The organism is Shewanella scandinavica (assembly GCF_031932065.1).
Taxonomy (GTDB): Bacteria; Pseudomonadota; Gammaproteobacteria; order Enterobacterales; family Shewanellaceae; genus Shewanella; species Shewanella baltica.
Genome location: NZ_JAUOES010000026.1, coordinates 18,105 through 44,800 on the forward strand (window position 1 = coordinate 18,105; position 26,696 = coordinate 44,800).

Annotated in this window: 22 protein-coding genes and 3 pseudogenes; 13 read left to right on the forward strand and 12 right to left on the reverse strand. The window is 46.8% G+C overall.

Annotation, left to right across the window (positions count from 1 at the left end):
* Positions 1-37 precede the first annotated feature (37 nt).
* Positions 38-2,431, reverse strand: a complete 2,394-nt coding sequence (locus Q4Q50_RS18355) for a TonB-dependent receptor plug domain-containing protein (protein WP_311900541.1) — start codon at positions 2,429-2,431, stop codon at positions 38-40.
* Between the two features lie 317 nt (positions 2,432-2,748).
* On the opposite strand from Q4Q50_RS18355, the gene Q4Q50_RS18360 reads away from it, so the two are divergent.
* From Q4Q50_RS18360 to Q4Q50_RS18390, 7 genes are all read left to right on the forward strand, one after another.
* Positions 2,749-3,804, forward strand: a complete 1,056-nt coding sequence (locus tag Q4Q50_RS18360) for an alpha/beta hydrolase (protein WP_311900542.1) — start codon at positions 2,749-2,751, stop codon at positions 3,802-3,804.
* 199 nt (positions 3,805-4,003) lie between these two features.
* The gene (locus tag Q4Q50_RS18365; RefSeq protein WP_006083313.1) at positions 4,004-4,579 is read left to right on the forward strand and encodes an LON peptidase substrate-binding domain-containing protein; all 576 of its coding nucleotides are present in this window, start codon (positions 4,004-4,006) and stop codon (positions 4,577-4,579) included.
* Positions 4,580-4,632: 53 nt separating this feature from the next.
* The gene (locus Q4Q50_RS18370; protein WP_311900543.1) at positions 4,633-5,544 is read left to right on the forward strand and encodes a pseudouridine synthase; all 912 of its coding nucleotides are present in this window, start codon (positions 4,633-4,635) and stop codon (positions 5,542-5,544) included.
* Between the two features lie 346 nt (positions 5,545-5,890).
* A complete protein-coding gene (locus Q4Q50_RS18375) occupies positions 5,891-7,279 on the forward strand; it encodes a TackOD1 domain-containing metal-binding protein (protein WP_012196585.1) in 1,389 nt (462 codons plus the stop codon).
* Positions 7,279-8,607, forward strand: a complete 1,329-nt coding sequence (locus Q4Q50_RS18380; protein WP_220592996.1) for a glycosyltransferase family 2 protein — start codon at positions 7,279-7,281, stop codon at positions 8,605-8,607. Before Q4Q50_RS18375 ends, Q4Q50_RS18380 begins: the two co-directional genes overlap by 1 nt.
* Positions 8,607-9,662: an HlyD family secretion protein gene (locus Q4Q50_RS18385; protein WP_311891341.1), complete on the forward strand. Its 1,056-nt coding sequence runs from the start codon at positions 8,607-8,609 to the stop codon at positions 9,660-9,662. The genes Q4Q50_RS18380 and Q4Q50_RS18385 overlap by 1 nt, the downstream gene beginning before the upstream one ends.
* A 160-nt stretch (positions 9,663-9,822) precedes the next feature.
* A complete protein-coding gene (locus tag Q4Q50_RS18390; protein ID WP_311891342.1) occupies positions 9,823-10,212 on the forward strand; it encodes a hypothetical protein in 390 nt (129 codons plus the stop codon).
* A gap of 4 nt (positions 10,213-10,216) precedes the next feature.
* On the opposite strand, the pseudogene Q4Q50_RS18395 reads toward Q4Q50_RS18390, so the two are convergent.
* Positions 10,217-12,067: pseudogene (locus tag Q4Q50_RS18395) on the reverse strand (alkaline phosphatase D family protein).
* A gap of 178 nt (positions 12,068-12,245) precedes the next feature.
* On the opposite strand from Q4Q50_RS18395, the gene Q4Q50_RS18400 reads away from it, so the two are divergent.
* From Q4Q50_RS18400 to Q4Q50_RS18420, 5 genes and pseudogenes are all read left to right on the forward strand, one after another.
* The gene (locus Q4Q50_RS18400) at positions 12,246-13,160 is read left to right on the forward strand and encodes a dTDP-4-dehydrorhamnose reductase family protein (RefSeq protein ID WP_259567003.1); all 915 of its coding nucleotides are present in this window, start codon (positions 12,246-12,248) and stop codon (positions 13,158-13,160) included.
* 8 nt (positions 13,161-13,168) lie between these two features.
* Positions 13,169-14,479: a sensor histidine kinase gene (locus Q4Q50_RS18405; RefSeq protein ID WP_311900544.1), complete on the forward strand. Its 1,311-nt coding sequence runs from the start codon at positions 13,169-13,171 to the stop codon at positions 14,477-14,479.
* Entirely contained in the window at positions 14,476-15,027 is a 552-nt protein-coding gene (locus Q4Q50_RS18410; RefSeq protein ID WP_220591845.1) for a response regulator transcription factor, read from the forward strand. The genes Q4Q50_RS18405 and Q4Q50_RS18410 overlap by 4 nt, the downstream gene beginning before the upstream one ends.
* Positions 15,028-15,034: 7 nt before the next feature.
* Positions 15,035-15,133: pseudogene (locus Q4Q50_RS22400) on the forward strand (helix-turn-helix domain-containing protein); the annotation flags it as partial.
* Positions 15,129-15,239, forward strand: a pseudogene (locus Q4Q50_RS18420) (helix-turn-helix domain-containing protein); the annotation flags it as partial. The pseudogenes Q4Q50_RS22400 and Q4Q50_RS18420, both read left to right, overlap by 5 nt.
* A gap of 209 nt (positions 15,240-15,448) precedes the next feature.
* Here the strand turns inward: Q4Q50_RS18420 and Q4Q50_RS18425 are convergent.
* The 3 genes from Q4Q50_RS18425 to Q4Q50_RS18435 all read right to left on the reverse strand — a co-directional run bounded on the left by Q4Q50_RS18425 (position 15,449) and on the right by Q4Q50_RS18435 (position 20,705).
* Positions 15,449-17,785 (reverse strand): M4 family metallopeptidase, encoded by a 2,337-nt coding sequence (locus tag Q4Q50_RS18425; protein WP_311900545.1) that lies wholly within the window; start codon positions 17,783-17,785, stop codon positions 15,449-15,451.
* 612 nt (positions 17,786-18,397) lie between these two features.
* Positions 18,398-19,105 (reverse strand): SDR family oxidoreductase, encoded by a 708-nt coding sequence (locus tag Q4Q50_RS18430; RefSeq protein WP_311900547.1) that lies wholly within the window; start codon positions 19,103-19,105, stop codon positions 18,398-18,400.
* A gap of 13 nt (positions 19,106-19,118) precedes the next feature.
* Positions 19,119-20,705: a cryptochrome/photolyase family protein gene (locus Q4Q50_RS18435; protein ID WP_311900548.1), complete on the reverse strand. Its 1,587-nt coding sequence runs from the start codon at positions 20,703-20,705 to the stop codon at positions 19,119-19,121.
* A 555-nt stretch (positions 20,706-21,260) separates the two neighbouring features.
* On the opposite strand from Q4Q50_RS18435, the gene Q4Q50_RS18440 reads away from it, so the two are divergent.
* On the forward strand, positions 21,261-21,737 hold the full coding sequence (locus tag Q4Q50_RS18440) for a hypothetical protein (protein ID WP_311900549.1): 477 nt from the start codon (positions 21,261-21,263) through the stop codon (positions 21,735-21,737).
* Between the two features lie 34 nt (positions 21,738-21,771).
* Here the strand turns inward: Q4Q50_RS18440 and Q4Q50_RS18445 are convergent, their stop codons facing one another.
* The 7 genes from Q4Q50_RS18445 to Q4Q50_RS18475 form a co-directional block, all read right to left on the reverse strand.
* Complete coding sequence (locus Q4Q50_RS18445; RefSeq protein WP_311900550.1) at positions 21,772-22,356, reverse strand: DMP19 family protein; 585 nt, start codon at positions 22,354-22,356, stop codon at positions 21,772-21,774.
* A 119-nt stretch (positions 22,357-22,475) separates the two neighbouring features.
* A complete protein-coding gene (locus tag Q4Q50_RS18450) occupies positions 22,476-22,862 on the reverse strand; it encodes a gamma-butyrobetaine hydroxylase family protein (protein ID WP_006083302.1) in 387 nt (128 codons plus the stop codon).
* Positions 22,863-23,057: 195 nt separating this feature from the next.
* Positions 23,058-24,386, reverse strand: coding sequence for an ATP-dependent protease ATPase subunit HslU (gene hslU / locus Q4Q50_RS18455; protein ID WP_311900551.1), 1,329 nt, complete (start codon positions 24,384-24,386; stop codon positions 23,058-23,060).
* Positions 24,387-24,405: 19 nt separating this feature from the next.
* Positions 24,406-24,930: an ATP-dependent protease subunit HslV gene (gene hslV, locus Q4Q50_RS18460; protein WP_011918556.1), complete on the reverse strand. Its 525-nt coding sequence runs from the start codon at positions 24,928-24,930 to the stop codon at positions 24,406-24,408.
* Between the two features lie 144 nt (positions 24,931-25,074).
* On the reverse strand, positions 25,075-25,650 hold the full coding sequence (locus Q4Q50_RS18465; RefSeq protein ID WP_263256006.1) for a type II secretion system protein: 576 nt from the start codon (positions 25,648-25,650) through the stop codon (positions 25,075-25,077).
* A 180-nt stretch (positions 25,651-25,830) separates the two neighbouring features.
* Positions 25,831-26,382: a dihydrofolate reductase family protein gene (locus Q4Q50_RS18470; RefSeq protein WP_311891348.1), complete on the reverse strand. Its 552-nt coding sequence runs from the start codon at positions 26,380-26,382 to the stop codon at positions 25,831-25,833.
* A gap of 15 nt (positions 26,383-26,397) precedes the next feature.
* The gene (locus tag Q4Q50_RS18475) at positions 26,398-26,673 is read right to left on the reverse strand and encodes a hypothetical protein (RefSeq protein ID WP_259541889.1); all 276 of its coding nucleotides are present in this window, start codon (positions 26,671-26,673) and stop codon (positions 26,398-26,400) included.
* Positions 26,674-26,696 lie beyond the last annotated feature (23 nt).

Genomic DNA, 26,696 nt, shown 5'->3' on the forward strand with positions numbered 1-26,696 from the left:
TTTTATATCAAGTGTCACTTTGTTCGCTAAGACTCGCTTAGTAAGTGTATTTAGCTTCTAAGAAATAGTAGCCACCATTAAAACCAAACGGGGTGTTGGTTAATGGATAGACGAAAATGCCGTTGTTGCTGTTAATCGCGGGTGTTTTTTCGGGATACACATCAAACAGGTTTTGTACTCCAGCGGTGAAACTTAGCGCATCGGTTGCTGCGTATCTCACCGACAGATCCATCACCCATTGATCGCTGTAATTCACATCACCCGTGGCATAGCCAACAGTGTAATCACCAAAGTAGCTGAGGCGAATATTGGTCTTAAAGTCGCCTAGCTCATGGGTCAAGCCCAAGTTACCTGTGTTATGCGGCGTCGCCGAGGTCATGCGAGTTTGTTCTATGCTATCGAATAGCTTTTTGCCTAACCCATCTAAAATTTGTGGGAAATGAATATCTTGGATTTCAGTCTTATTGTAGGCATAGGCTAAGTTCGCCCGTAAATTACCCCATGAGCCGATATCAAAATCTTGGCTCACCACAAGGTCTACGCCACGGGTACGGGTATCGACGGCGTTGATAAAGAAGCGCGCCGATTCCGCATTGGTGCCTGCTAACGCTGCCGCTACGGCGGGCGAATCATTAGGCGTCACTGAGCTCGACAGAATAATGCGATCATCGATGGAGATTTGATATGTATCTAATGTCAGTGCTAAGCCTGTGTCATTGGTGTACACCAAGCCTAAACTGAATGACTGGGATAGTTCGGGATCTAACTCATTAATACCCAGTGCTTTGGTCACTGGCGATAGGGTGTTAAAAGTGCCTGACTCAATAGGCACCAGCTGACCAGTTACAGGATCGGGATTAAACAGCGTCGAGATATTGCTGAAGTACAGTTGTTGTACGCTCGGCGCTCTAAAGCCTGTGTTGATCGTACCGCGCAGGGCTAAGTTTTCGGTGAAGTCGTAACGGCCCGCTAACTTCCAACTGGTGTTACCACCAAAGTCAGAATAGTTTTCATAACGCAGCGCCGCCGCCCAGTAAAACTCATTGGTTAACTGGTTTTCAAGCTCGACATAAACGCCAGTATTGTCACGGGTTTCATCCACTTGCGACTCAGGGGTAAAACCAGTGAAACCTTGGCTGCCTGCAGCGCGGTTGTCGTAACCGCCATTGATGTATGAACCCGTTTCGCCGGCTTCAATTTGATAGCCGTTTTGGCGCCACGACACACCCGTCGCAAACAGGATTTCAGAGTCATTGGCAAAGGCAAAGTAGCGCGAAGCATCAATATTAAGATTGGTTTCACGGGTCGTGAGTGTGCCCGCGTCAAACTCGTTTGGGCTATCTGGGCCTAAAGAGGCGTTTAAGGTATTAACAATATTGTAGTTAAATGAGTTTTCACCATGGCCTGCCGAAGTATCAATATTCCACTCGCCTAGGCTGAATTCATACCCCAGCACTAAGGAAGCATCGATAATTTTAGGATTGATTTGCGGCAAGAAACCATCTGGATAGATTTCAGTTAAGTTACGGGCGTCGAGTGCGCGGCGGTAAAAGGCGCCTGACTTAGTCTCACGTTGGCTGATGCCACCAAACGCATAGAGTTTGCCATCTTTTGTGATGGGCTGGGCAGCGTTGATAAATAGACCTAAGTTGTCATATTCGGCATCGCCGACCTGGTGGCTCTTACGGTTAAATGTGGCTTCGCGGGGATCGGCTGAGCCATCGGGTAATTTTTCATACTGTTGACGAGGGTCCAATCCAGCGCGGTTAGTGCTGTCTTTATGGTGGGCTTCTAGGGAGACATTCACAAAGCCATCGTCACTTAAACTGATGCCGTGGTTTATACCCACACGCCATTGCTCGCCATCACCTATGTAGGTTTGTCCTGCTTGAGCCGAGACGCTACCGCCTTGATCGCTGTCCTTTAGCACCACGTTGATGACGCCAGCAATTGCATCCGATCCGTATTGTGCCGAGGCACCATCACGCAAAATTTCGATGCGCTTAATCGCCGTCATAGGGATAGCGTTTAAGTCTACGTTAGATGAACCTTTACCCACAGTACCACTTAAATGCACTAGCGCTGAGCCGTGACGACGTTTGCCGTTCACTAGCACTAAGGTGTGGTCGGGCGACAGGCCGCGTAAGCTGGCGGGGCGCACCGCATCTGAACCGTCAGTCACTGAGGAAAATGGGAAGCTGTAGCTTGGGGCGGCAAATTGCAGTGCTTTAGCGGTTTCAGTCATACCGGTCGATTCGAGCTGCTCGGCAGTGATAATGTCTACAGGGGCAACACTGTCAGTTGCCGTGCGCAGTGCTATGCGTGAACCTATGATTTCGATTTTCTCGAAGCCAGGCTGTTGCTCTTCGGCTTGAACAGCTGGAATGGCGAGTATAGATGATACTGCCAATGCGATAATCCCTAGGCGCATAAAAACCTCTCAATGATGTTTGTAACCCGATACTCGAACTTAGGAGTGCAGATTAAAGGTAACGTAACAATTCAATGTGGAGAAGGTTATCACTGTAACAATTGTTACATCTAGACATAAATGTGCTAACTCAGAGCCGAGTGTTCTAGTTAATGTTTAAAATGCAGTTGAATATATGGATTAAACCTTGTTATCGGCAGATGTGCTTTGGGTGTTTTGGCGAGTTAAGTCGATGATATGAATTGTTTATTGACGTGCGCCATCGTGGTTTAATGCGTTATTTCATTTTAATGGCACTGGCTTGAAGGAACACAGATTTGTCAGCGTTACGATTTCTCGCGGGAGCAACAGCATTTAATACCTTGGCAGAACAAGGCCTTAAATCTGAACATTTTACCCAGCTACTTGCCGCCTCCGGTGGACCTAAATGGCTTGGTATCGCAGGGCTAGATAAGTATCTGTTTTCTGAGTTTTTCAAAAACAGACAAACACCGCTTTATACGCTTGGCGCGTCTTCAGGGGCGTGGCGTTTAGCCTGCTTGGCGCAGCAAGATCCTCTCGCAGCCTATGGTCGCTTAGAGGATTTTTATATTGGTCAGCGTTACGACAGTATGCCAACTCCGCAGGAAGTCAGTGCACAAGTTAAAGGCGTAGTGCAGGGGATTTTAGGCGCCAGTGGTGGTAGTGAGATCGTCAATAACGCTCATATCCACAGTCATTTAGTAGTGTGCCGCGGCAAACATTTAAATCGTTTAACGGCAAAGCTGCCACTCGCGGCGGGGCTGGCGATGACGGCGGCGACCAACTTATTGAGCCGCCGAAGTTTAGGCTGGCATTTTGAACGTGTGGTTTTTAGTCAACAAGCTGTAGCATCCCCCTTTTTGCAACTCAATGATTTACCCAGTCAGCAGGCTGAATTAACCGAGGCCAATGTCGATGCTGTGATGTTAGCAACGGGGTCTATTCCGTTGTTGCTAGCCCCAGTGCCGCAAATTGAGGGCGTTGCCGATGGGCAATATTACGATGGCGGCATTACCGACTATCACTTCGACTTGCCTTTATCCCACGCAACTGGCTTGACGCTGTATCCGCATTTCTATCCGACGATCAGCCCAGGATGGTTCGATAAATCCTTGAAGTGGCGCCAAGGTCGAGCCAATTATCACAATGCACTCGTGTTGGCGCCAACGGCCGAATTTGTGGCTTCATTACCCTTTGGCAAAATCCCCGACCGCGAAGATTTTAAACAACTGGATACGGCGCAGCGGATGCAATACTGGCGAACATCGGTGGCCTTGAGTGAACGTCTGGCGGAGGAGTTTGCCGAGGTTGTTGCTAAGGGAAATGTGCTGGAGCGACTAGAGCGCTTTTAGTTTTAAGTGAGGTGGCCCAGAAAACGGGGGTTAAAATGGCTGGTTTGAAATGCTCTGATTTAGCATAGTTGGGTCGCCAATTTATTTTGCACTCAACGGCTTCAGGAAGGAAATTACTCCACCTGCTACACTCTAAGGTAATAAGGAATACGAATGCATTGATGTTCGTTTCCTTCTATTTGAGGGGCAGGAGGTTGCTATGCAAACACGAGAAATGGCGTTACTCATGCGCGATGCCTTGTTACTGCCACAGGGACGGGTAGAAGTTCGTGTGGTCGACCCCGGTCATCTGCGCATGGTGGCCGATGTATTCAAGGGAAAGTATGCGCTCGCCTTTGCCACCATTCGACCCCGCGGCAGTCCGCCCTGTTATCCCACCGCTACCCAGTGCGACATTATCGATTTTAATCAGCTAGAAGACGATTCACTCAGCATAGTGCTCGAAGGGCGCCAGCGCGTCAGTATCCTCTCGGCGGCGCAGGCCAAAGATAAGTTATGGATGGCGCGCACTTTACCCTGCCGTAACTGGCAAGAAGAGCCGATTAAAGGTGAATTTGAGCTAATAAGCGCTGCATTAGAGCAGTTTTATGAGGTGAATCCCGATCTGTTTGAGCTCTATTCTCAAGTGCATTTAGAAGATGCTGCATGGGTAAGCCAGCGCTGGCTCGAGGTTTTGCCCATGTATAATAAAGACAAATTAGTGTTAGTTAATCAGCCCGATTGCCACAAAACCTTGGACTTCGTGCTGCAACTTATCAAGTCCCATGTGGACTGAAAAACCACAAAAAGGCTAGAATAGCGGCTTTCTATAGCCGCTTTTTTTGTGATATGACAGCATCTGCCCGCGCCGCCCAACCTTCTTACATAGTGCTTCCTGTGAATATCACAGATAAACCCACAGTGTTTGCCTTTCTCGCACAACATTTTGCCCGCATAGGTGAAGATGTATGGCGTCAGCGGATCCTCGACGGAAAAGTGCATTGGCGCGACGGCAGTTTGATAGCCTTGGACACCGAGTATCGCCCTGCAGCGCGGGTGTATTACTACCGTGAAGTGCCAGTCGAAGCGAAAATTCCCTTCGAAGAACAGATCCTATTCCAAGATGACAACGTTATTTTGGCCTATAAACCACACTTTTTACCTGTGACCCCAAGCGGCAATTATGTGAACGAATGTCTGGTACATAGACTGAGATTACGCACCGGCATAGACACTATCGCGCCTGCTCATAGGCTTGACCGTGAAACCGCAGGGGTGATCTTGATGACAGTCGCGCCCGAAACCCGCGCCCTTTATCATCAATTATTTATCGACGATGCTATTCGTAAAGACTATCAAGCGATTGCCAAGCTGAAACCTGATATTATTGAACAATATCAACAGGGAAACTTAACTTTGCCCCTGCATTGGACGGTGAAAAACCGCATGCAGCCGAGCGACCCGAGTTTTACCATGAAAATCGTTGAAGGCGAGGCGAATACCCATTCCGAAATCAGCCTAGTGGCCATAAAAGGCGATCTTGGTTTGTTCCACCTGAGCCCAATTACCGGCAAAACTCACCAGTTACGGGTGCATATGCAAAGCTTAGGTATGCCATTGTTAAACGACAGATTTTATCCAAGCTTATTACCCAAAGGGCCGGATAAGTTTGCGACGCCTCTTAAGTTGATGGCTCAGCGTTTACGTTTCATTGACCCTGTGAGCGGGATCCATCACGACGTGCAATGTGAGGGTTTTTAATTAAAGCTCAATATCATTTCTTTTTTGATATTAATGTTTATCTTTTTATTAACAAAATTGCGAATGATACATGTATAACTAACAAGTGTGTAAATATGTTAAACCCGTCGTTGATAACTAACTATCTGTAAAGTATTGGTTTATAAATTATCATTTATAATGCATTAGATTTAACCACAATAAGATTTAACTTCTGTTTATAATACTTAACTGATTATTAATTTAGCCCTAAATTAGCTGTTATTTATAATTTTTGGTCTAGAGTATTAGTTTATTACATGGATGTTGTTCTTGAACTGTCTTTTAACTCTCTTAGACAAGATCGCAATCTATGTAGGATATTGATATGAAAGAAGTCATTCTTAGTAATTTGAGTGTCGATTTACCCCATGATTATTTTGTCTGGATTGGTCGCTATCAAAATGCTGATTGGCACCCTTGGTTTGAGCAATTTAACTCAGTAGAAGCTTTGATTGGTAATGGGCGAATCCCAGAGATAATTGTCTTATCAGTACAATCAGAAGAGCAAGACAAGTGGCTTATGATGCTGAGGCAACATGAACTTACTGCATTGAGCTTAATATTGGTCTCCCGCGAAAGTCCATTGTCATCTTTTCTCGGAAATGGAATCTGGCGAGAAGATTATAAAGAGCAATATCAGTCGTATAAGCTAAAAAAACAGCAAATAAAACTCAATTTTCAAGATGATATTGTACATAAATTATTATGTTATTTGTGGTGTCATCATGACGCGATTCTTGAACCTCATTCTGTGCCAGCACGACGCTATTTATATGATTATCCTTTATTAAACGCTTGGGGTGTGAGTCCTGAGGAGAGTTTCGCTTGGTTGAGTGATTTACAAAAAAATAATTGGATTGAGAAATCTACACTATCAAATCGTTTACGATTTTGCCCGAGTTGCCATTCGGGGCATTTAAATTACATTGATGTTTGCCCGCAATGCCACAGTATTGATACTGAGCAGCAAAGTTGCTTGCATTGTTTTAATTGCGGACATGTAGGTGATCAAGCATTGTTCCGAAAACTCAATACCCTGAGTTGCCCGAATTGTTTGCAGAACCTACGACACATAGGTGTTGATTACGATAGACCAATAGAAAATCATCACTGTAATTCATGCCACACTTTATTTGTCGATGCTGTGGTTGAGGCCGAGTGTTTGCATTGTAAGGTAAGTAGTAAGCTCGATTCTTTACATGTACGTAATGTGTATAGTTTTCAATTGACGGCGCATGGACGTAGTTTGGTTCGCCAAGGAAGATCGCAATCGCTTTTCAGTTTAGCTCCGGGTGAACAGATGGTCAGTGAGCAGTTCTATTGGTTACTTGATTGGCAGAACAAACTGGCAAAACGTCATCATCAGACACATTCCATTTTGTCGGTGCAAATGCTTAATGTGGCTGAGTTTTTAAGTGCAGAGGGTGAGGCTAAAGGTTTTGCTCAACTGGACGCATTGCAAGAGCGTTTACGCAGTGTGATCCGGGTGACTGATGCTTGCAGTAATTACACTCAAGATGGGCTGTTAATGCTGTTGCCTATGACAGAAATCAAGCAGTTAAAGAGTATTTATAACAAGCTTTTTGATTTGAAAGAGCTGCAATCATCCTCGAAAATCGAGTTAAGCGTTAAGGCCATTAGCCTACCAGCCAATATTGGTGAAAATGTCGGTGAGTGGCTTACAGATCAACTCCTACAAGCTAAGCCAATGTGATGAGTGAATTCAATACCATCACTTATATGTTGCTGGATATCTGGCATCAACTTGCACAGCACTTAACGTTCTTTGTGTGGTTGGTGCCGTTGATATTGTTATATGAAGTCCCCTTAATGCTACTCGTAGTGACAGGCATTTTACGTTTCTTTTATACCAGCTTTATGCAGGTGCCTAAGCAGTCGCTGTTTAGACCTAAAGTGTCCTGTGTGATTACCTGTTATGCCGAAGGTGAGGCGGTGAAGTCAACGATTGATTCTTTTATCGAGCAAGTTTATGACGGTGAGATAGAGATCATTGCTGTGGTTGATGGGGCTGTCCAAAATGGATTGACTTACCGTGTTGCAATGGCCGCGGCTAAGGCGTGCCAAACTCATAATCGCACTGTAATTGTGCTGCCTAAGTGGCAGCGGGGTGGACGAGTCTCGACATTAAATGCGGGATTGGCGACAGCGACGGGTGAGATAGTGATCAATGCCGATGCTGATACTTCCTTTGATAACGATATGGTGTCGCAGATAGTGCCACATTTTGAAGACCCGAATGTGCCTGCTGTGGGTGGAGCATTGCGAGTGCGGAATGTGAGTGAATCCATATTTACTCGGATGCAAGCTATTGAATACTTGATCTCAATGCAAGGTGGTAAAACAGGGTTAGGGCAGTGGAATTTGCTGAACAATATTTCTGGTGCTTTTGGCGCTTTCAGACGAACCTTTTTAATCCAAATTGGTGGCTGGGACACTCACACTGCAGAAGATCTTGATTTAACCATAAGAATAAAACAGTACTTTAAACGACATCCTGATTGGCGGATCCCTTTTGCGACACTGGCTATTGGCCATACGGATGCCCCTGCGGATCTAAAAACCTTAGTCTGGCAAAGGCTACGTTGGGATGGCGATTTATTGTTTTTATATTTTCGTAAACACTGGCCAGCATTTACACCCAAACTATTGGGTAGCGGTACTTTTGTATTTACCTTGCTCTACGGTTTTTTACAGAACGTATTAATGCCCTTTGTGATCGTTTTCTATGGGATTGGTATTGTTGTTAGTTTTCCATGGCAGTTTATTTTGTCTATTGCATTAACGATTTACGGCTTCTATTTAGTCATTTTAGCTTTCTTTTATTCAATGGTTCTATTGGCGATATCTGAGCGAATTCCTCAAGATTTACGCTTAGCTGTTTGGCTACCGTTATATCCTTTTTATGCACTGTTTATGCGAATGGTGTGTCTGTTTGCCTTGTTAAACGAAATGGTTCGACGTTCACATGAAGAAAGTTCAATGGCGCCTTGGTGGGTGTTAAAACGCGGGAGAAAGTTTTAATGAAAGTGAGTTATCAAGCCAGTGACAAGGCGCAAAATCCGACTGAAGATAAGGGTATTGGAGTGCGCTATGCTGCCGCTAAGCGTAGTGGATTCAAAGGGCGTTGGTATTTATTGTTATTGTTAGTTATTGCGCCAGTTGCCATTGTCGGTTGGATTTTGTTGCGACCACATTTATTTGTGTTGGCGAGTGGCATAGTAACGACTGAGCCATTAGAAGTGCGAGCTCCGAGTACTGGCGATGTCAGTGCTATTGAGGTAAAGCCTGGTGATACGCTGAATGTCGGAACGCCAATCCTCTCAATCACAGATCCGCAACTGAATGCCCAAATAGGTGAGTTAGAAAGGCAGTTAGCCCAACTTAATATTGAGGACCTAAGCTTAAATTCAGTGATTTTGGCGCAATTACAAATTCGTATTGACGTCGCCAGCGAGGGCGTTACTCGGCAGGACATTTTGTTGAAAAGTTATGAGAATTTTCAGAAAAAGGGAGTTGTACCAACCTCTGATATGGCGACAGTACTACAAGCTCATACCGCCTCCAAAATGGCATTGGAGCAAGCTAAGGTTGATTTAATGCAGGCCAAGCAAAAGCAGCTCGTGGAGTTGAGTGCTGGTGTGGTCACCCAGTCCCGTCGCAATATTGAGTTACAACTAGCTCGGCTTAAGGCGCAGCAATCACAATTACAAATCAGGGCGTTAACGGCAACTCGAGTCGTGGATATTCTGGTGCAATCTGGAGAGCATATTGTTGAGGACCGTCCATTAGCTTTACTTGCAGGTCGAGAGAGTCCAGTTGTTTTAGCATTTCTCGAACCTAAATATTTGGATTACACAAGGATAGGCCAGCAAGCGACAATTACTTTAGCAAATGGTGACCGTTTTAGAGCGAGCATTTCCGAACCAACTGAGTTAGTTGGGCGTTTACCTAAGCAGCTTTCTGGTCCCTTTGATGGAGAAAAGCCTGTGCTGCAGATTACTTTAAAACCTGAAATGGTTTTACCTGTTTCTATTGAAGGGGTACCTGTTGAAGTCAGTTTCGATTATGTTTGGTAGCGTGAGCTTAATGCGCCAAATGCCTGCTGTGTACAGGTTTTGATACTCATTGCTAGCAGGGTATAAAGTCCAGCACTGGTCTAATTGGTTTTTGTGTGGTTATGATAAGTGCAATCTAATTTATCATGACTGCGTTTTATCAGCCTATTAGGATTGTAAAATGACTAAATCTGCGATGATCTCTATCTTACTTTGCGCTGCGGTATTAGTGGCAGCCATGTTTGTTGGCGACTGGACGAAACAACCTTATTTGAAGGATATTGCCGCTGAGATCCGTAAGGGGGCTGCGGTGATTGAACCGAAGAAACCGAGTTCGTCTGCTGCATCGGTCGTTGAGGCTGATGATGTGGACCAAGACTCGAAGGTGATTTGGGATCAAATGGTACATGAGAAACCAGCAGGTAAGCCGCAGCCAGAGGCGTTGATTTTCAATCAAGTACAGCCGAAGAAAGTCGAAACCGATGAGGTATTATCTAAAAATATTCCACCGCTGGATTCGGGTTCGGGCGCCACTCAGCCTGAGACGGTTAAACATAATAAACCCGTTTAATTTGTTATTCCTGTTTGGGAGGTTCGAACAAGGTTTCGCTCATATCACCATGTAAAACTGCAATTTTTGTTGGCGCACCATCATCCGCAAGTTCCAAAATCCCAATACCGCTTTTATTCACTAAACGTTTGCTCGGCGCACCATTCGGTCTTCTGCCGCGCAGCGACATACGTTTTCGTTTTGTCAGTAAATTCAGTGGCGAAAAGTGGCCGTAAAACCAGCCATTGAGTTTATCGAAAATCGGTAAAAACTTCTCGGGGAAGTGATTTTTAATGCCGCTGCAGGTGATTTGGTAGATGTTAGGACTACTGCGTCTAAAACGAATACTAATGTCGTAACTAAAGGAGTAATGCACATCGCCGGAGAGGATCACAAATTCCTCTGGGGTTTTACGGTGCATAAAAATACTCAGTAGCGCGTTGGCGGCACCGGGGTGGGCCATCCAGTTTTCGGCGTCCACCAACAAAGAAGCGCCCATCAGCGTGGCTGTACGCTGCACAGCCTCAATCAGTTTGACCCCAAACATAGGGGCAGGAGAGACAATAATGACCTTCGACTGGCCGAGCAATTCTTGCTGCAAATCCATTAACGCCTCCCAATCCATTAAGCCGGAAGGTTTTGCGAGATTGGATTCACTGCGCCAGCGGCGAGTGCGGGTATCGAGCACCACAAGTTTGGGCGAGGTCGCTAAGGTGTAATGCCATTGCTCAAATTTAAGTAATTCGTCGATGAGTAGATCCTGACTTTCACTCTATGGCTGTACAAAAAAAGCATCGAGCAGCGGGCGGATTTCATCAGCAAATTTATCGGGCGCATTGCCAAGCCCTTGGAATAAGGTATAGCCAATCAGGGCATTACCTATAATGCGTTTTGAAAATGCATGCTCGTAGGCAGCGAGTTCCCATTTGGCGGTGAGGTTCCAGTCGTCGGTGACGTCGTGGTCGTCAAACATCATGTAAACGGGAATGTGCGCCATAAAGCGCCTCACCTGCGTCAGCCCAGCTTTAAAGCCGAGCAAATGTTGCCATTCATTCTGCCAGCGGGCGTTATTGGCGGGTATTAAGCCATCAACATCCTTGGGGATATTGACTAATTCCCACAGCTCTGGCGACCAAGTAAGTAAATACAAGGCGATGATTTCATTCAGGCTGACAAGATGATTCTCAGCGATGGAGGAAGTGAAAATCGGGTGATTGCGATACCAACGCCATAGTGCGGTTTTGGCGGGATATTGAGTGTGCGGCAGCAGGTTTTTATGGCGCTGATACAAATCGGCCGGTTGATAATGCAGTGTTTCACTACTGGCTATGTTCGCCCCTTCAAATTGCTCATGCTGAAGGCCAAGCAAGTCGATGACTTGTCCTATGGCGTTTAACATGGGGCCTGCCACATCATCGATATAAACTTGATCGCCACTCATCACGATAAGAGCGGGGCGATCGTCCGCTACACCCGTGTCGATTCTCTTGGCTAAATAGGTATCTGCGGCGACGAGCGCATCGTCACTGTGGTGATGCGGATTGCGGCAAGAGCCATGGAATACTTGGGTTAATTCTGGGATAAAACGCACACTTGGCGATGAGGCATCGCCATAGTTCAGCTGACTGATGTTGGCAAAAATATCCCCATGTTGGGCGGCGGATACTTGGTAATTTGTGACTCGATTCGGCGTGAGTAACTCTGGTCGCGACAGCATGATCAGATATTGATGGGCGTGCTGCCCGAGTGGCACATAGTGCACATCGGCATCCTGCAACGGAACCTCATGTTCACCTAGGCGCAACGTAAGATCAGTTAATGGCTCACGACTCACAAACCACAAGGTAAAATGTGTGGCATCGCAGTGGCGCAGCATAGGGCCTGCCAATATCAGAGGAAGTGTCGGACTCAAATTCAGCCTATTGGTGCTCAGGTTAATCTCAAGTGAGTTAACCCTAAGTAAGTTTGGTTTAAAAGAGTAAACAAGTGCGTTGAATATGAAAAGCTTTTAGAATTGTCAGTCATACACATGAGTTGAAACTGAATGGGGCAATATGGCTAAGATCATGGTAACTGGCGCGACTGGGCTACTCGGCCGAGCTGTTGTAAAACAGCTTGAATTAACGGGACATGAGGTTGTGGCCACAGGTTTTAGCCGCGCAAGTGAGCGAGTGCATAAACTCGATCTGACAGCCCCTTTGGCTGTCGAGGCATTTATCGCCCGCGAGCAACCGCAAGTCATAGTGCACTGCGCCGCCGAGCGTCGCCCCGATGTGTCGGAGCAAAATCCGCAGGCGGCATTGGCACTTAACTTAACCGCCAGCCAAGCCCTCGCTATGGCAGCTAAGGCCAATAATGCTTGGCTTATCTATATCTCCACCGACTATGTGTTCGATGGCACTCAGCCTAAGTACGCCGAAGATGCTGCCACTCATCCTGTTAATTTTTATGGTGAATCTAAGCTAAAGGGCGAAGAAATAGTGCTTAACACGAGTGCTGATTTTGCCGTGCTACGCTTGCCAATCCTTTACGGCCAAGTCGAGAAGCTGAGTGAATCTGCTGTGCTAGTGCTGGTTAACCAATTGATTGATCGTCGGGCTCAGGGTGTCGATCATTGGGCCGTGCGAAGTCCAACCTCGACCGCCGATATTGCCCAAGCCATAGACAAGATGATTGCACAGCATATTGAAGCGCCTATCGTGCAGGGGATTTATCACTTTAGCGCCGCAGAGACTATGACTAAGTATCAGATGCTGTTGACCTTAGGGGAGATTTTACAACTCAGCACGGCACACTTAACGCCTGAGTCGACACCGACGGATAATGCCAAACGGCCAAGGGACTGTAGCTTGAGTTGTGCACGTTTAGCGGCGCTCGGTATTCGCTCCGACATTGATTTCGCCACGGGTGCACGCCAAGCATTAACGCAATCGAGTGGCGCACTGGCCGCACTCGGACTCACACTGTAGGAATGGCTATGGCTAAGATCTTAGGGACCAGTCTACAGGCCGCCGACCAAGTCGCATTACTGCGAACCTTAGGATTGCTGCTGCAAATTGGCTTAACCATGTTTGCCGCCGACACCTTTGGTCTTAGCCTGCAAATGGAGCCGTTAGTGCATGTGTTAGTGCTGGAGGTGTTATACCTGTCACTCACATTAGCCTTACGTAAACCTTTGTTTGCCAAGGAGCGTGGCCTCTTTATCGCGCTCAGTTTAGACACACTATTTTGGATCTCTTGGCTGCACTTTTCCGGCGGCGCGACTAATGCGTTTATCTCGTTATTACTGCTGCCGATTGCACTTGCGGCTGTGACTTTGCCAATCTGGGCACCTTGGGCGTTGACGGCTATTTCAACCTTAGCCTACAGCTTGATGATTTTTACTGTGCCCGAATCCCCCATGCAGCACCATGGTATGGACATGAGCTCCCACTATTTAGGCATGTGGTTTAACTTTGTGATTTCAGCTTTGGTGATGACAACCAGCGTGGCGCTGATTACTAAACGTATGCGCCGCCAAGATGCGCAGTTAGCTTATATGCGTGAAGGGCAATTGCGTCAGGAACAACTCTTGGCACTAGGCACTGCATCGGCGCAGATGGCGCATCAATTGGCCACACCGCTCTCAAGCCTGAGGTTGTTACTCGATGAAGTAAAAGAAGATATGAGCGGCACTTCGATAACGGTTGTGGAGATGGAGACTGCGTTAGGCCGCTGTGAACATACGCTCGCCGAGCTGCGATTAGCGACAGAGTCGATCCGCGATCGCCGCCAGCGGCCACAAAAGATCGCTGAGCTGGTGGACAGTTTAAAGCAGAAAACCTTACTGCTCATGCCGCAGACCGAACTGAACTGGCTGTTTACCTGTGCGCCTGAGCAACTGGCAGAGCAAAGCATTCTGACTGATATGAGTCTAACACCTGCCATCATGGCTTTGATTGAAAATGCTGCCCGCGCCAGTGTCGAAACCCTAGGTGCGCCGCAGGTGGATATCAGCTTAGATATCGTGCCAAGTGAAGATCAGATCTATTTGCAGATCCGTGATTATGGCGCAGGCATAGCGCCCTCTTTATTGCCGCAATTGGGCACCTTATTAATTGAGAGTCCCAAGGGCTTAGGTGTTGCGCTGCTACTCAGTCACGCCAGTCTAGAGCGTTTGGGCGCAGAATTGATTCTGGCCAATCATCCCCAAGGCGGAACTGTGGCACAAATTCGCTTTACGATTCTAAAGGACAAAGCGGCATCTTTATCGCCCAACATTCAGGCCGCTGGCGGAGTCAGATCATGAAACGTTTGTTAATCGTCGAGGATGACCTTTCTCTGGCGAGTATTTTAGGCCGACGGCTTACGCGTCACGGTTTTGAGTGCCGCCTAACCCATGATGCCAGCGATGCTCTGCTGGTGGCGCGGGAGTTTCGCCCTAGCCATATCCTGTTAGACATGAAGCTGGCCGAAGCCAATGGCTTAGGGTTAATTGTGCCGCTACGTAACCTGCTGCCTAAGGTGACCATGGTGTTGCTCACCGGCTACGCCAGTATTGCCACTGCGGTGGAAGCGATTCGCCTCGGCGCCGATAATTATTTAGCTAAACCTGTTGATACTCAAACCTTACTCGCCGCGCTGGAAATGCAAGGGCATTCCCATACCCTTCAAGAAGATGAAGTCGATGACTCGCCCCTCAATCCTAAGCGTTTGGAGTGGGAGCATATTCAGCAAGTGCTTAATGCTAACCAAGGCAATGTGTCCGCTACCGCCCGACAATTGGGAATGCATCGCCGCACCTTACAACGTAAGTTACTCAAAAAACCTGTGGGTGAAAGTGGCCATTTGAAGTAACCAAGGCAATGTGTCCGCCACCGCCCGACAATTGGGGATGCATCGCCGCACCTTACAACGTAAGTTACTCAAAAAACCTGTGGGTGAAAGTGGACATTTGAAGTAACCAAGGCAATGTGTCCGCCACCGCCCGACAACTCGGGATGCATCGCCGCACCTTACAACGTAAGTTACTCAAAAAACCTGTGGGTGAAAGTGGGCATTTGAAGTAACGCTTTATTCTCGCATGCTGGCCAGTGAAGCTGACTCAAGCACATGAAATAAGGATACTAACGGGATTGAGGCCGGCTTAGTGCGCCGCATTTGAGCATAAAAAATGCCACTCAAAAAAGGCTGAGTGGCATTAACAAGAAACGAGAAGTTTATCGATGAGTCGGCGCTAGGATTTTACGCTAGCGCCACGATACGATTTCTTATGCGATTAAAAGTTAACGGTTTCTTCGTTTGAGCAAGGGCCGTTAGTTTCACACACTTTATAGCTGAAGCTAGTGCCAGCTAGGTCGGTGAAACGGTCAATAAACGATGAATTGCTTGAAGTACCTACCGCAACGCCGTTACGGAAGATAGTGTACTCATCAGCGTTATGACCTTCCCATGCGAGTGCAACACGAATGCTGCCGCGACGAGATTTGTTAGCGTTTTTCACTGTCATTTCTAACGCCACTTCTGGTACTTCAACTGCAAATTCTTCAGAAGTGCTTGCTGTTGCGCCATCGTTGTCAGTCACTGTCAGTGTCACTGTGTAGTTGCCTGACTGAGCATACTGATGATTTACACTTGCGCCTGAAGCAGTTGTGCCATCACCGAAACTCCAGCTCCATGCAACGACATCACCATCGCTGTCAGTACTGGTGCTAGTGAAGCTACCGTTACCGTTGGCAAAGCTTGCCGTAAAGCCCGCTGTTGGATCTTGGTTTGGTATCTCATCGCCACCGTCATAAGCACCCACTAGGCTCACACCTGTGTAGCTGCTATAGCCACTGACCATGACCCAATAAGTCCCCGTTTGGGCTGGTTCGATAGGGCAGCTTTCGGCATTACCGGCTTTGTATGGACGGCAATCATAGCTACTAGAGGTAGGAGCTTGGCCGAATTTAACATACATGTCCGCATCACCCGTGCCGCCTGACATATTAAAGCTCAGGTTGGTTGCACCGCTTGCTACGTCGAGTTTGTAGTACTGTTTGCTACCTGACGCACCCGCTAAACCTGTCACAGCGACACCGTTCGCGAGCTCAGTGGCTTCTGGTGGTGGCGGTGGTGGTGGCGTTTCACAAGGTGTGATACCTACTGCAGCAAAGGCAGTAACCACATCGTCAGCACTTAAGCCTAAGTCAGTCGCCGCAGATTTAACGCCACATGCGCCTTGCCAGAACAAGCTGTCAGCCGTCCAATATAATTGGTTAGCAACCACAAATGTTTGGAATGCTTTGCGTGTATCCCAACCCGGTAAGTTTGCGAGTGTGTAGAAGGCTTTATTGAAGACACCTGAACTGTGGTGTACGTCGATGCCATCATAGTAATCGTCAATATGGCCGATTGAGATACCGTCTAAGGTTGGATCTGCCATGTAACGCAGTGCGCCATTGCCTTTAAAGATATCTGCACCGACTAACCAGTCGTTCGTGCCGTGCATGTAAAATTCAGCAGCTTCACCCGCCATATCAGAGAAGGCTTCGTTCATACCACCAGATTGAGCATCGTAAATCAGGCCTGAGTTTTGCTCAGTGAAACCATGGCTCACTTCGTGTGCCGAGACATCTAAGCTCACTAATGGGTAGAAGGTCGTTGCGCCATCACCGAAGGTCATAGCACTGCCGTCCCAGAAGGCGTTTTCGTAGTTGCTGCTGTAGTGAACCCGCATGGTTAACTGGAACGTTAACGGCGCAGTGTTGTACCACTCGCTATACATGTTGTAGATCACGTTACCGAAGTAGTGCGCATCGTTCAATGGCGAGTAAGCACCGTTGATCTCTTTAACTGTATTGCGTGGGCAAGTATAAGAGAAGGCTGTTGCGCCTGATGTGGCACCGTTTAAGTTAACGGTTTTCACGTTAGGTGAGTTCATGGTGCAGGTGTCACCGCTCACTTCAACGTCTAAGTAAGAGAAATCTGTACCGTATTCGTATTGACCAGTCTTGATGTTGCCGCCAGGACCTGTACCGCTCGCGGCGTGGTTAATCCCTTCCCAACGCTTGAGTACTTCACCTGAGTGCGCGTCAATCATAGTGAATGGACGGCTTGGCTCATCGCCATATACCACAAAAGACGTCACATAAACGAGGCGAGTTTTAGCCGCATCATCAAGGTAAAGCCATAATTTAGCTTGTTTGTTTTCAGCTTTTAGGCCGGCAACCGCTTTCTCAGACTTGCCACGAATGGCAATATCTAACGCTTTGTTAGCCGTTAAAGTGGGTTTGACAAAATCAGCCGACTTTTCAATATTTTTTAATACGCGGCCAGACATGTCGCTGTAGAAGCCCATGCTTGATTGTGACGTTGCAACAGAGAAACCATAAACAGGCACGTCATGGAAATATTGTTGTAAACGTTGCTTCTGCTTGCCTTGACCTAGGTCGAGTTTTTTCTCGACTTTGAGTTGGCTACCTGCGTCTAAGTTGAACTGAGACACTAGATTATTGCTTGAAGACGCACTTCTGAGTGTACCGACATCGACAATATCAGCAGCAAATGCTGATGTGCCTAACGTAGCCGACACTGCAATGAAGAGTAGCGACAGTTTTTTGTTTAGCATCATGCTTAAAATCCTTTTTCCGTTTGTCATTAACGTTGGAATGCCATACTGCTTAACTGGCTCGGGCGAGCGTTTTTTATTGTGATTTCTACAGGGTCGTCGGCATACCTCTGCCATGGCCGAATAGAATGAGCTGTTGCTCAGGCGGAGATTCTCAGATTTTTATTCTGTGTAAAGCGTGAATGACCGCATGACCTTAGATGTTATTTAAATGTAAAAGTGTTAACAATCGTACAAAGGAACTATCTTCAGCGTTCATTTAGGTGCTTTTAAATTCGAATTAGGACTTTTGGGTAATAGCGATTTAGCCTAGTCAAATGCCGGGTTTTGTGAGTCGTAAAAAGTGCTTTATTGATGGATTTTCATTGGGTTAGGTTGGGTTTTATGGCGAGGTTAAGCGGGTAATTTTTAGGTAGGTGATTTTTAAGCGGGTGGCTTTAAGGATTAGCGGTGCTTTTGGGCATAACCCTTTTTTAAGGGCAAAGATCCATCGCTTTGCCGGATTCATTTTGAAAAATGCACTTTGCAAGGGCCATTTGAAAGATGGCCTTTGAAATATGTACGTTGCAAGAGCCCGTATGCGTCGCAATGGCTTGACTCACTGTTCAGCTTATTTCACCAAGGTAACTCTGTGCCATCGTAGGCGAAAAAGCACCCTGTTTGTGCCGGAGTGGCATTGGCAATGATCGGTAGCAAACAGTTGGCGACATACTCAGGTGTAAACAGTTTGCCTTGAGGCACACTCTGTTGAAAGGGTTGAGATAATGGCGTGTCAGTGGTGCCCGGATGCAGGGATAACACCACGCAGTGTTTCATGTTCCGCTGCCACTCAATCGACAGTGTTTTGAGAAACATATTCAGCGCAGCTTTTGAGGCGCGATAGCTGTACCAGCCACCTAATCTGTTATCGGTAATACTGCCGACTTTTGCCGATATCACGGCAAATCTTGCCGAGTCACTTTGTTTTAAGGCATGGCAGAAGTGCTTAGCCAGCATGACGCTGGGTAGGGTATTGAGCGTTAAATTGTGCTGGAAAAAGTCGATATCCAGTGATTGTAAGCTTTTTTCTGGCCCTTTATCTTGGGTGTGTAAAATCCCGACACAGTTAATCAGCCAATCTAATTCAGTAAGTTGTTCACTCAGTTGTTTAATCTCGGCCTCATTGGTCACATCTAGCGCATGCCATTGGATAGTATTCTGCCTGTCTTGGGGAAGATGATGCCTATAGGTGGCGTGCACTGTGGCGTCGGGATATGTCTCTTGAATTTGCTTAACCATAGCTTGGCCAATCCCCCCACTCCCGCCGACGATAAGTACTTTCATGGCAAACTCTCCACTATAAACGGTTTAGATGAGCAAGATTGTGTTCGGCCGTGGCTAATATGGCGTGCCTTACGGACTCGTCCATTTTGTCCCAAGTTTGGTATAGCATACCGATCCTTGGGTTCTGCGACAATCGCGCGCGGTGTTTGTCCATAAAGCGCCAATAAAAGCTATTGAACGGGCAGGCGAGTGCGCCGCTGCGCTCTTTTATCTTGTAATGACAGCCGCTGCAATAATCACTCATTTTATTGATGTAAGAGCCGCTGGCGGCGTAGGGTTTAGTACCGACAATACCGCCGTCGGCAAACAAGGCCATGCCGCGAGTGTTGGGCATTTCAACCCATTCTATGGCGTCAACATACACACCTAGATACCACTCATCGACTTGATTTGGCTCGATTTCGGTTAATAAACAGAAATTGCCAATCACCATTAAACGCTGAATATGATGGGCGTAGGCAAAATCTAATGATTGGGATAACGCTTGTCGCATGCAGTTCATCTTAGTGTCGCCATGCCAAAAATAATCGGGTAGCGTCCCATGGGCATCGAGCGCGTTGGTGCTGGCGTACTGCGGCATATTGGCCCAGTAAATGCCGCGAACGTATTCTCGCCAACCTAATATCTGCCGCACAAATCCTTCGACTTGGGCGATATCAATTTCAGCATTCGTTTGATAGCTGTCGATGGCCGCATTGATGACTTCTAACGGGCTGATTAATTTACTGTTAAGGCTGAATGATAGCCGACTATGGCACAAGCTCCACTTAGCAGGATGTTGCGCTGTCATGGCATCTTGAAAGCGGCCAAAGGAAGGCAAGCAAACCTGACAAAAATAGGTTAATAGCTCGAGGCTTTGTGCACGGTTTATAGGCCACAGCAATGGCCCATCAATGCGACCCATGGTCGGGATTTGGTGACGCTCAAGCCTAGCGAGAATTTCAGTTACATCGAGGCTAAACATTAATGGCTCAGGCAAGACTTTTATATCCTGAGGTTTAAGCTTCTGACGGTTGCTGGCATCAAAGTTCCATTGCCCACCGAGTGGCTTTCCATCTTGCATCAAGATGTTGAAGCGTTTACGCATACGGCGATAAAAGTGCTCCATCATAATGTGTTTGCCGACGGGGAACTGCGTATCGATTTCGTCAAACGGCAAGATAAAGTGCTCTGTATCAACACTGTTCACCACGGTGGTGTTGAGCTTAAGCTGGCTCAATTGCTTGAGTAAGCGGTATTCATCAGGCCTTTGGTATTCAAACTTTATTGCGCCAACCAGCGTCACTTGATGTTGAATGAGCCCCAATAGATCGCTATAGCCCTGAGTGTTATTGAAGGTGTCATCAAGGGTTAAATAGAGCACTTGATGCCCTTGCGCCCGCAGCTCTTTGGCAAATTGCGCCATTGCCGCAAAGAAGGCACATATCTTTTGCACATGATGCGTCACATAAGTGTTTTCTTGGTGCAATTCTGCAATCACATACAGCACTTGATCATCAACGCGGTTAAACCAAGAATGCTGGGCATTGAGTTGATCGCCTAAAATTAACCTGACGGTATGGAATTGCTGTAATTGCTGTAATTGCTGCTGTGGTTGCATTAACTGGGCTCTGGTGAATGACTTTCGCGGTTAAACATTTCGCGATGGTATATTGCAGGACATTACGAATTGGGTTGCAGTGAGGATCACAAGGCTGGGTATTTGTCGTGATTTCGACAAGGAGGTTTATCTAAACTTGGTTTTATGGCTTTTAAAGCAAAGTCAAAGTCGTGGGGCTTCACCCCCTGATTTTTTAATAAAGAGTCGACCAAGGAGGACTGCTCGTTCTATCCTTCTTGCCTATTGTTTTCACATCAGCCAAGACGCCTCTAGCGAAGTTACATGCATTAGTTACTGGTCTCATACTCCAATAAAAATTGCCTAACGGCTCAGATGGGACATCCCTGTCCCCCCGAGCCTGCGCCATCATCCATGATGTCGCCACGGCATTTTTATCTGCGTATTTCGACAACTTCGCAGGGGAAGATGAACTCCTGAAGTTTCGGTGTTAGCTTCTAATCTAAAAAGAATTTTGCCTGTCCTATCTTTTTCATTATTTTATAGTATGTTACTCAATTTTAATGCGTCACTTAACGCAGCAGGAGTTTAGTTCGTATGCGGGAATATGATGGGATTGAAAAGCGTTACCAAAGGCCAGATGCCGATTTAGCTAAAAGTTTAATGATTATCGAAAATTTATTGGGTTTTACGCCGCTAGAGGATAGGTTGGAATTTGATTTGTCTTTTTGGGCTGGCGGTTCAGGTGTATTCGATAAGTTGGCGGTTTCATGTTCTGTGACTCCCGAGCAAATGAAACTCGCTCAAGATAAGTTGAGACTCTATTCCCCAGAGGCAGCGATAGCATTGGATGAATGGCGTGATGATTTTATTTGGTTAGTGGAGGATGAAGACGTTTGTACTGATGTGTTGGTTAGGTCGGCGCATTTTATTAATCAGAATAAAGCGCCATTTCAAGATGTTTGTCTTAAAACGCAATCCATTTATTTCGCTTACATGAGTGATGTGAATGGCTGGGCTGCGGTATGGGGTCAGCAAGATAGGCTCAATTATGCTTATTTCTGCCAAGGATAGCCTTTACCTTTAAGTGATTACCGACAATCGCCAGTTAAGTCTTATTTACCAGTCCGTAATCAAGGGCGTAGCTTTTAAGCTTGGCATCGAGATCATCTAGATCTTTATAAAACTCGTCATCGAGCTTATCGAGTACGCTGTACAGGTCTTGGTTATCGGTTGCGGCTAAACGACGATCTCTGTCTATTGGTACTGGCTTTTCGCCAAACACGGCCTGTTTTGCTTGGTGCAATAAGTTTAATGAGTGGCTTGCTCCCATTTGGATAAGTCCACGCTCAGCGAAGGCGTAATGCTCACCTGAAGAGTTGTCGAAATACTGAATAAATCCACCATTATAGATCTCGCAAGATAAGCAGTTCACCGCATAGTAATTTTGTTCCTCTGTTCTAAGCGTATAAAAACCTTGATCTTTGTTATGTACCCTTAAAACAAGATCTCGCCAAAAGGCTCGAAAGGGACAGGTTTTATCGAGTTCACGCTCTTGTTGGTAGTATTCCTTCGCACGCTCGAGGTTTGCACGTATGCCATTTTTGCAGGGCATGCATAAACCCTCATTTTTCTCGGCGGTACTCGGAAGGATTAAGGTGTTACATTCTTGGCAGGGGATTTTTTCCGACATGGTCTTTCCTTTGATACTCAAGTCAGTAAGAGAACTCACAGCTTCACAAACTGCCCATTGTTAAATTCTCTGTTTCTAGAGTTTACATCCCACAATTAAGCGTCTATTTACCTAACGTACTAGTTGTACTTTATATTCATCGCGATCAGCGGTTCGCGGGAGGCTTTTTCGGCGCGTAGGCGGGCGAGGTATTTTTCCCATAGATCCACTTGGTGGGTGGCGAGATCGTAGAGTACTTTCCACGAGAATAGGCCAGTGTCGTGGCCGTCATCGAAGACGATTTTTACGGCGTAATTACCGACAGGTTCTATGGCGCTGATGTTGACGTTTTTCTTGTGGGTGACCAGCTTGGGATTGCCGTGACCATGCACTTCTGCCGAGGGCGAGTAGACTCTGAGCATCTCGCAGCTGAGCTGATATTGCTCACCATTGTCGAAACTGACTTCTAGAATGCGTGATTTACGTTTCAGTTTAAGATCGGTGACATTGGGCGTTGCTGTGGTCATAGGTTGGCTACCAAGAAAATGCTAAGGATAGGATAACGACTCATTAAAATAACACCTGACTAATGTAACCACTCGCGGCCAAGGATACAAAGGGTAAGCGAGAGCCTTGGTCAGGCTTTTTCGTTTAAGTCACACTTTTGCATTTGAGTCGTTTACCGCCAAGTCGTTTGGGCTTGGCGGTGAACGGGTTTTGCACTAGAGGATAAAGCGGCTGAGATCTTCGTCTTGGACTAAGTTGTCTAAGTGGGCGCTGACATAGTCGGCGTCGATAACAAAGGCGGAGCCCGATTTTTCCGATGCCTCGTAGGAGATATCTTCCATCAGTTTTTCCATCACAGTGTGTAAACGACGGGCGCCGATGTTTTCGGTGCGCTCGTTCACTTGCCATGCGGCTTTAGCGATGCTGTCGATACCCGATTCGCTGAATTCAACTTTCACGCCTTCTGTGTTCATCAGCGCGATATATTGCTCGGTGAGCGAGGCGTGTGGCTCAGTCAAAATGCGTTTAAAATCATTGGCTGACAGCGCATCTAACTCGACACGGATCGGTAAACGACCCTGTAATTCAGGGATTAAATCCGACGGTTTAGACATCTGGAATGCGCCAGAGGCGATAAACAGTATGTGGTCGGTTTTTACCATGCCGTGTTTTGTGGTGACTGTGCAGCCTTCGATCAGGGGCAGTAAGTCACGTTGCACGCCTTCACGGGAAACGTCTGGGCCTGAGGTTTCGCCGCGCTTACAGATTTTGTCGATTTCGTCGAGGAACACTATGCCGTGTTGCTCAACCATTTCAATGGCTTGTTCTTTTAAATCTTCCTGATTGACCAGTTTTGCCGCTTCTTCTTCGATCAATAGCTTAAAGGCTTCTTTGATCTTCATCTTGCGACGTTTTGCTGGTGCTTGGCCCATGTTTTTAAACAGACTTTGCAGCTGGTTGGTCATTTCTTCCATGCCTGGAGGCGACATGATTTCAACACCAATTTGCGGTTGGGCCACATCGATATCGATTTCTTTATCGTCTAATTGGCCTTCGCGTAGTTTTTTGCGGAAGACTTGACGGGTATTTGAGTTGGAATCGGTTTCAGTGCTTTCCCAGTCGTTTTTCGGCTTAGGCAACAGGGCATCGAGAATACGCTCTTCGGCATTTTCTTCGGCGCGTTGGCGACACTTACCCATTTGCTGTTCACGGGTCAGCTTGATGGCGATATCGGTCAAGTCGCGGATGATTTGCTCGACTTCTTTACCGACATAACCCACTTCTGTGTATTTAGTCGCTTCAACCTTGATAAAAGGCGCGTTCGCCAGCTTGGCTAAACGGCGGGCAATTTCAGTTTTACCAACGCCTGTTGGGCCAATCATCAGAATATTTTTTGGGGTGACTTCTTGACGGAAATCCGCGTCAAGTTGCATCCGGCGCCAGCGATTGCGCAGGGCGACAGCAACAGAACGTTTGGCCTTTTGTTGGCCAATAATGTGTGCATCCAGCTCGTGGACAATCTCACGGGGGGTCATTTCAGACATAATATTCCTCACGGGCTGTTTAGTAATTGAGTTCTTCAATCGTTTTGAATTGATTGGTAAATACGCAAATGTCGCCCGCAATTGTTAAGGACTTTTCAGCAATTTCTAGCGCAGACAATTCGGTATTTTGCAGTAGGGCGAGCGCCGCAGCTTGGGCATAATTACCGCCTGAACCTATGGCAACTAAGTCATATTCTGGCTGTACGACATCACCGTTACCTGTGATGATCAGCGAGGCTTCGGCATCCGCAACAACGAGCATGGCTTCGAGTTTTCGTAGCATACGATCGGTACGCCAATCTTTGGCGAGCTCAACGGCTGAGCGCAATAAATGGCCTTGGTGCATTTCGAGTTTGGCCTCAAAACGCTCGAATAGGGTGAAAGCATCGGCGGTGCCGCCTGCAAAACCTGCCAGTACCTTGTTGTGATATAAGCGACGCACTTTTTTGGCGTTACCTTTCATGACGGTATTGCCTAGGGAGACTTGGCCATCACCGGCGATGACAACTTGATTATTACGGCGTACTGATACGATAGTGGTCACAATGAATCCTCTTCTGGCCCGCAGCAAAAGTTGCGGTGGATGATGGGATATATATGGGGATGGATGACAATAATTCAAGTAATCGCGGCAAATGCCAAAGGAGTTTGCGATCTTTCGCGCTCCTTTAGCAATAAAAATAAGCGCTTACTGGGAAAGGGTGGATCGACCTACAATAGTGCGGCCATCGAAGGGATAGTATTTAAGATCCCAGTTTTCACTGCCGAAGCTGCGATCGTCAGAGACATAGTTGAAAATGCAGTAAGCATTGGGATCGGTAATGTCGACGGCACCATACCAGTAAACAATGTCGACATTGGGAACTGTGCGCCAAGAGTATTGATCGGCAATGACAAATTCATTATTAGCCAAAAGACCTTGCCATAACTGACCACAATAATCGCCCTGCAATTTAGCACCGGCATCAGCGGTTGCAGTCTCTATTCCCAGTGGAAATCCTGTGGTGGTCGAGTCGAGTTTTCCGTCACCATAACAGGCGAGATCTTGGGTATAACCAGAGTGACCGCCCGCAAGCCAGCAACTGTGATAAAGCTTAACACCAGAGGTAAAGGCCGCAAATGCGGTTTTGGCTCTGGCATCGTGGGCATCTTGGCCTAGGTTTAAAAACCGTGGTGCTGCGACGACGGCCAAGATCCCAAGGATGATAATGACCACAACCAGCTCAATTAATGTAAAGCCCTTCGATGACTGCAAACGACTCATATTGCTCACCTATCTGTTAGAGGACAATATTCTAACGGAACTTTGATTTGCAATCAGTAAGTCATTGATAATATTTAGTTGTTTAACATTGTTGTTACATGGCTTTACAGTAAGATGGCAAGCCGCAAAATGGCAAGCCATCACTTCATCTTTCAATGCCATCTGCCGAATGTAAACGGCTTATAAAGCCGTTTTGTCTATAACACGATAGAGGGTTTGTACGTAGCCATTGTCGTACTGCTGCGTGTGAATTGGCATTAATTGAATCGCTTGAGCTAAGTCGCCAAAGAGTGGAATACCTTTACCCAGTAAAGTGGGGATGCGAGTGAGCGTGAGTTCCTGAATTAGCCCTGCCGCTAAAAAGCCTTGGATTGTTTGGCCGCCATCGATATAGAGATGCTTAAAGCCACGGGTTTTGAGTTGCTCGCTAATGCTTGCTGCATCGCCATTTAGCACTTGTACGTGCTCACTTAACGCCGATGGCACAGTTACACCGCTGCGGCTTAATACAAATACTGGGATATTCACATAGGGCCAATCACAATCGAAGGAGAGGACTTTTTCAAAGCTTTTACGTCCCATCACTATCGCATCGACAGTGTCGATAAAAGCATGGTAACCAAAATCTTCATCGGGATTAGTACTAGGATGCTGGTTTAAAAAGTCGATATCCCCATCGGGAGTGGCAATATAGCCGTCGAGGGTCGCGGCAATAAAAACGGAGGCTTTCATTCATCTTCCTTAATGCTATTTTCGAGCGTGTTTCTCTAATGATTCTTTTAGTGCCTGTTGCTGAGCGAAGCAGTCTTGTTTTGCTTTGCCCGACATATCGTTACACGTTTGACCTTTATCTGGGCCTTCTAATATGGCGGCTGCAACATAAACAGCGGCATCGGCTGCATTGCATTCTTGTTTGCTGTAGGGGGAATTTGTATCACATTTTGAATTAAGCGGCCCAACGCAGCCACTCATGCATGTCAAGGCTAAGGCGCTAAAACTGAGTAATATTAAAGGTTTGAACATTCGCTCTTCCATGATTCTTGTTA

Bases quoted from the DNA above. Each gene is read 5' to 3' on its own strand.
- Q4Q50_RS18355 (WP_311900541.1), bottom strand. From the start codon at position 2,431: ATGCGCCTAGGGATTATCGCATTGGCAGTATCATCTATACTCGCCATT.
- Q4Q50_RS18365 (WP_006083313.1), top strand. From the start codon at position 4,004: ATGCAAACACGAGAAATGGCGTTACTCATGCGCGATGCCTTGTTACTG.
- Q4Q50_RS18370 (WP_311900543.1), top strand. From the start codon at position 4,633: ATGACAGCATCTGCCCGCGCCGCCCAACCTTCTTACATAGTGCTTCCT.
- Q4Q50_RS18375 (WP_012196585.1), top strand. From the start codon at position 5,891: ATGAAAGAAGTCATTCTTAGTAATTTGAGTGTCGATTTACCCCATGAT.
- Q4Q50_RS18380 (WP_220592996.1), top strand. From the start codon at position 7,279: ATGAGTGAATTCAATACCATCACTTATATGTTGCTGGATATCTGGCAT.
- Q4Q50_RS18385 (WP_311891341.1), top strand. From the start codon at position 8,607: ATGAAAGTGAGTTATCAAGCCAGTGACAAGGCGCAAAATCCGACTGAA.
- Q4Q50_RS18390 (WP_311891342.1), top strand. From the start codon at position 9,823: ATGACTAAATCTGCGATGATCTCTATCTTACTTTGCGCTGCGGTATTA.
- Q4Q50_RS18400 (WP_259567003.1), top strand. From the start codon at position 12,246: ATGGCTAAGATCATGGTAACTGGCGCGACTGGGCTACTCGGCCGAGCT.
- Q4Q50_RS18405 (WP_311900544.1), top strand. From the start codon at position 13,169: ATGGCTAAGATCTTAGGGACCAGTCTACAGGCCGCCGACCAAGTCGCA.
- Q4Q50_RS18410 (WP_220591845.1), top strand. From the start codon at position 14,476: ATGAAACGTTTGTTAATCGTCGAGGATGACCTTTCTCTGGCGAGTATT.
- Q4Q50_RS18425 (WP_311900545.1), bottom strand. From the start codon at position 17,785: ATGATGCTAAACAAAAAACTGTCGCTACTCTTCATTGCAGTGTCGGCT.
- Q4Q50_RS18430 (WP_311900547.1), bottom strand. From the start codon at position 19,105: ATGAAAGTACTTATCGTCGGCGGGAGTGGGGGGATTGGCCAAGCTATG.
- Q4Q50_RS18435 (WP_311900548.1), bottom strand. From the start codon at position 20,705: ATGCAACCACAGCAGCAATTACAGCAATTACAGCAATTCCATACCGTC.
- Q4Q50_RS18440 (WP_311900549.1), top strand. From the start codon at position 21,261: ATGCGGGAATATGATGGGATTGAAAAGCGTTACCAAAGGCCAGATGCC.
- Q4Q50_RS18445 (WP_311900550.1), bottom strand. From the start codon at position 22,356: ATGTCGGAAAAAATCCCCTGCCAAGAATGTAACACCTTAATCCTTCCG.
- Q4Q50_RS18450 (WP_006083302.1), bottom strand. From the start codon at position 22,862: ATGACCACAGCAACGCCCAATGTCACCGATCTTAAACTGAAACGTAAA.
- hslU (WP_311900551.1), bottom strand. From the start codon at position 24,386: ATGTCTGAAATGACCCCCCGTGAGATTGTCCACGAGCTGGATGCACAC.
- Q4Q50_RS18465 (WP_263256006.1), bottom strand. From the start codon at position 25,650: ATGAGTCGTTTGCAGTCATCGAAGGGCTTTACATTAATTGAGCTGGTT.
- Q4Q50_RS18470 (WP_311891348.1), bottom strand. From the start codon at position 26,382: ATGAAAGCCTCCGTTTTTATTGCCGCGACCCTCGACGGCTATATTGCC.
- Q4Q50_RS18475 (WP_259541889.1), bottom strand. From the start codon at position 26,673: ATGTTCAAACCTTTAATATTACTCAGTTTTAGCGCCTTAGCCTTGACA.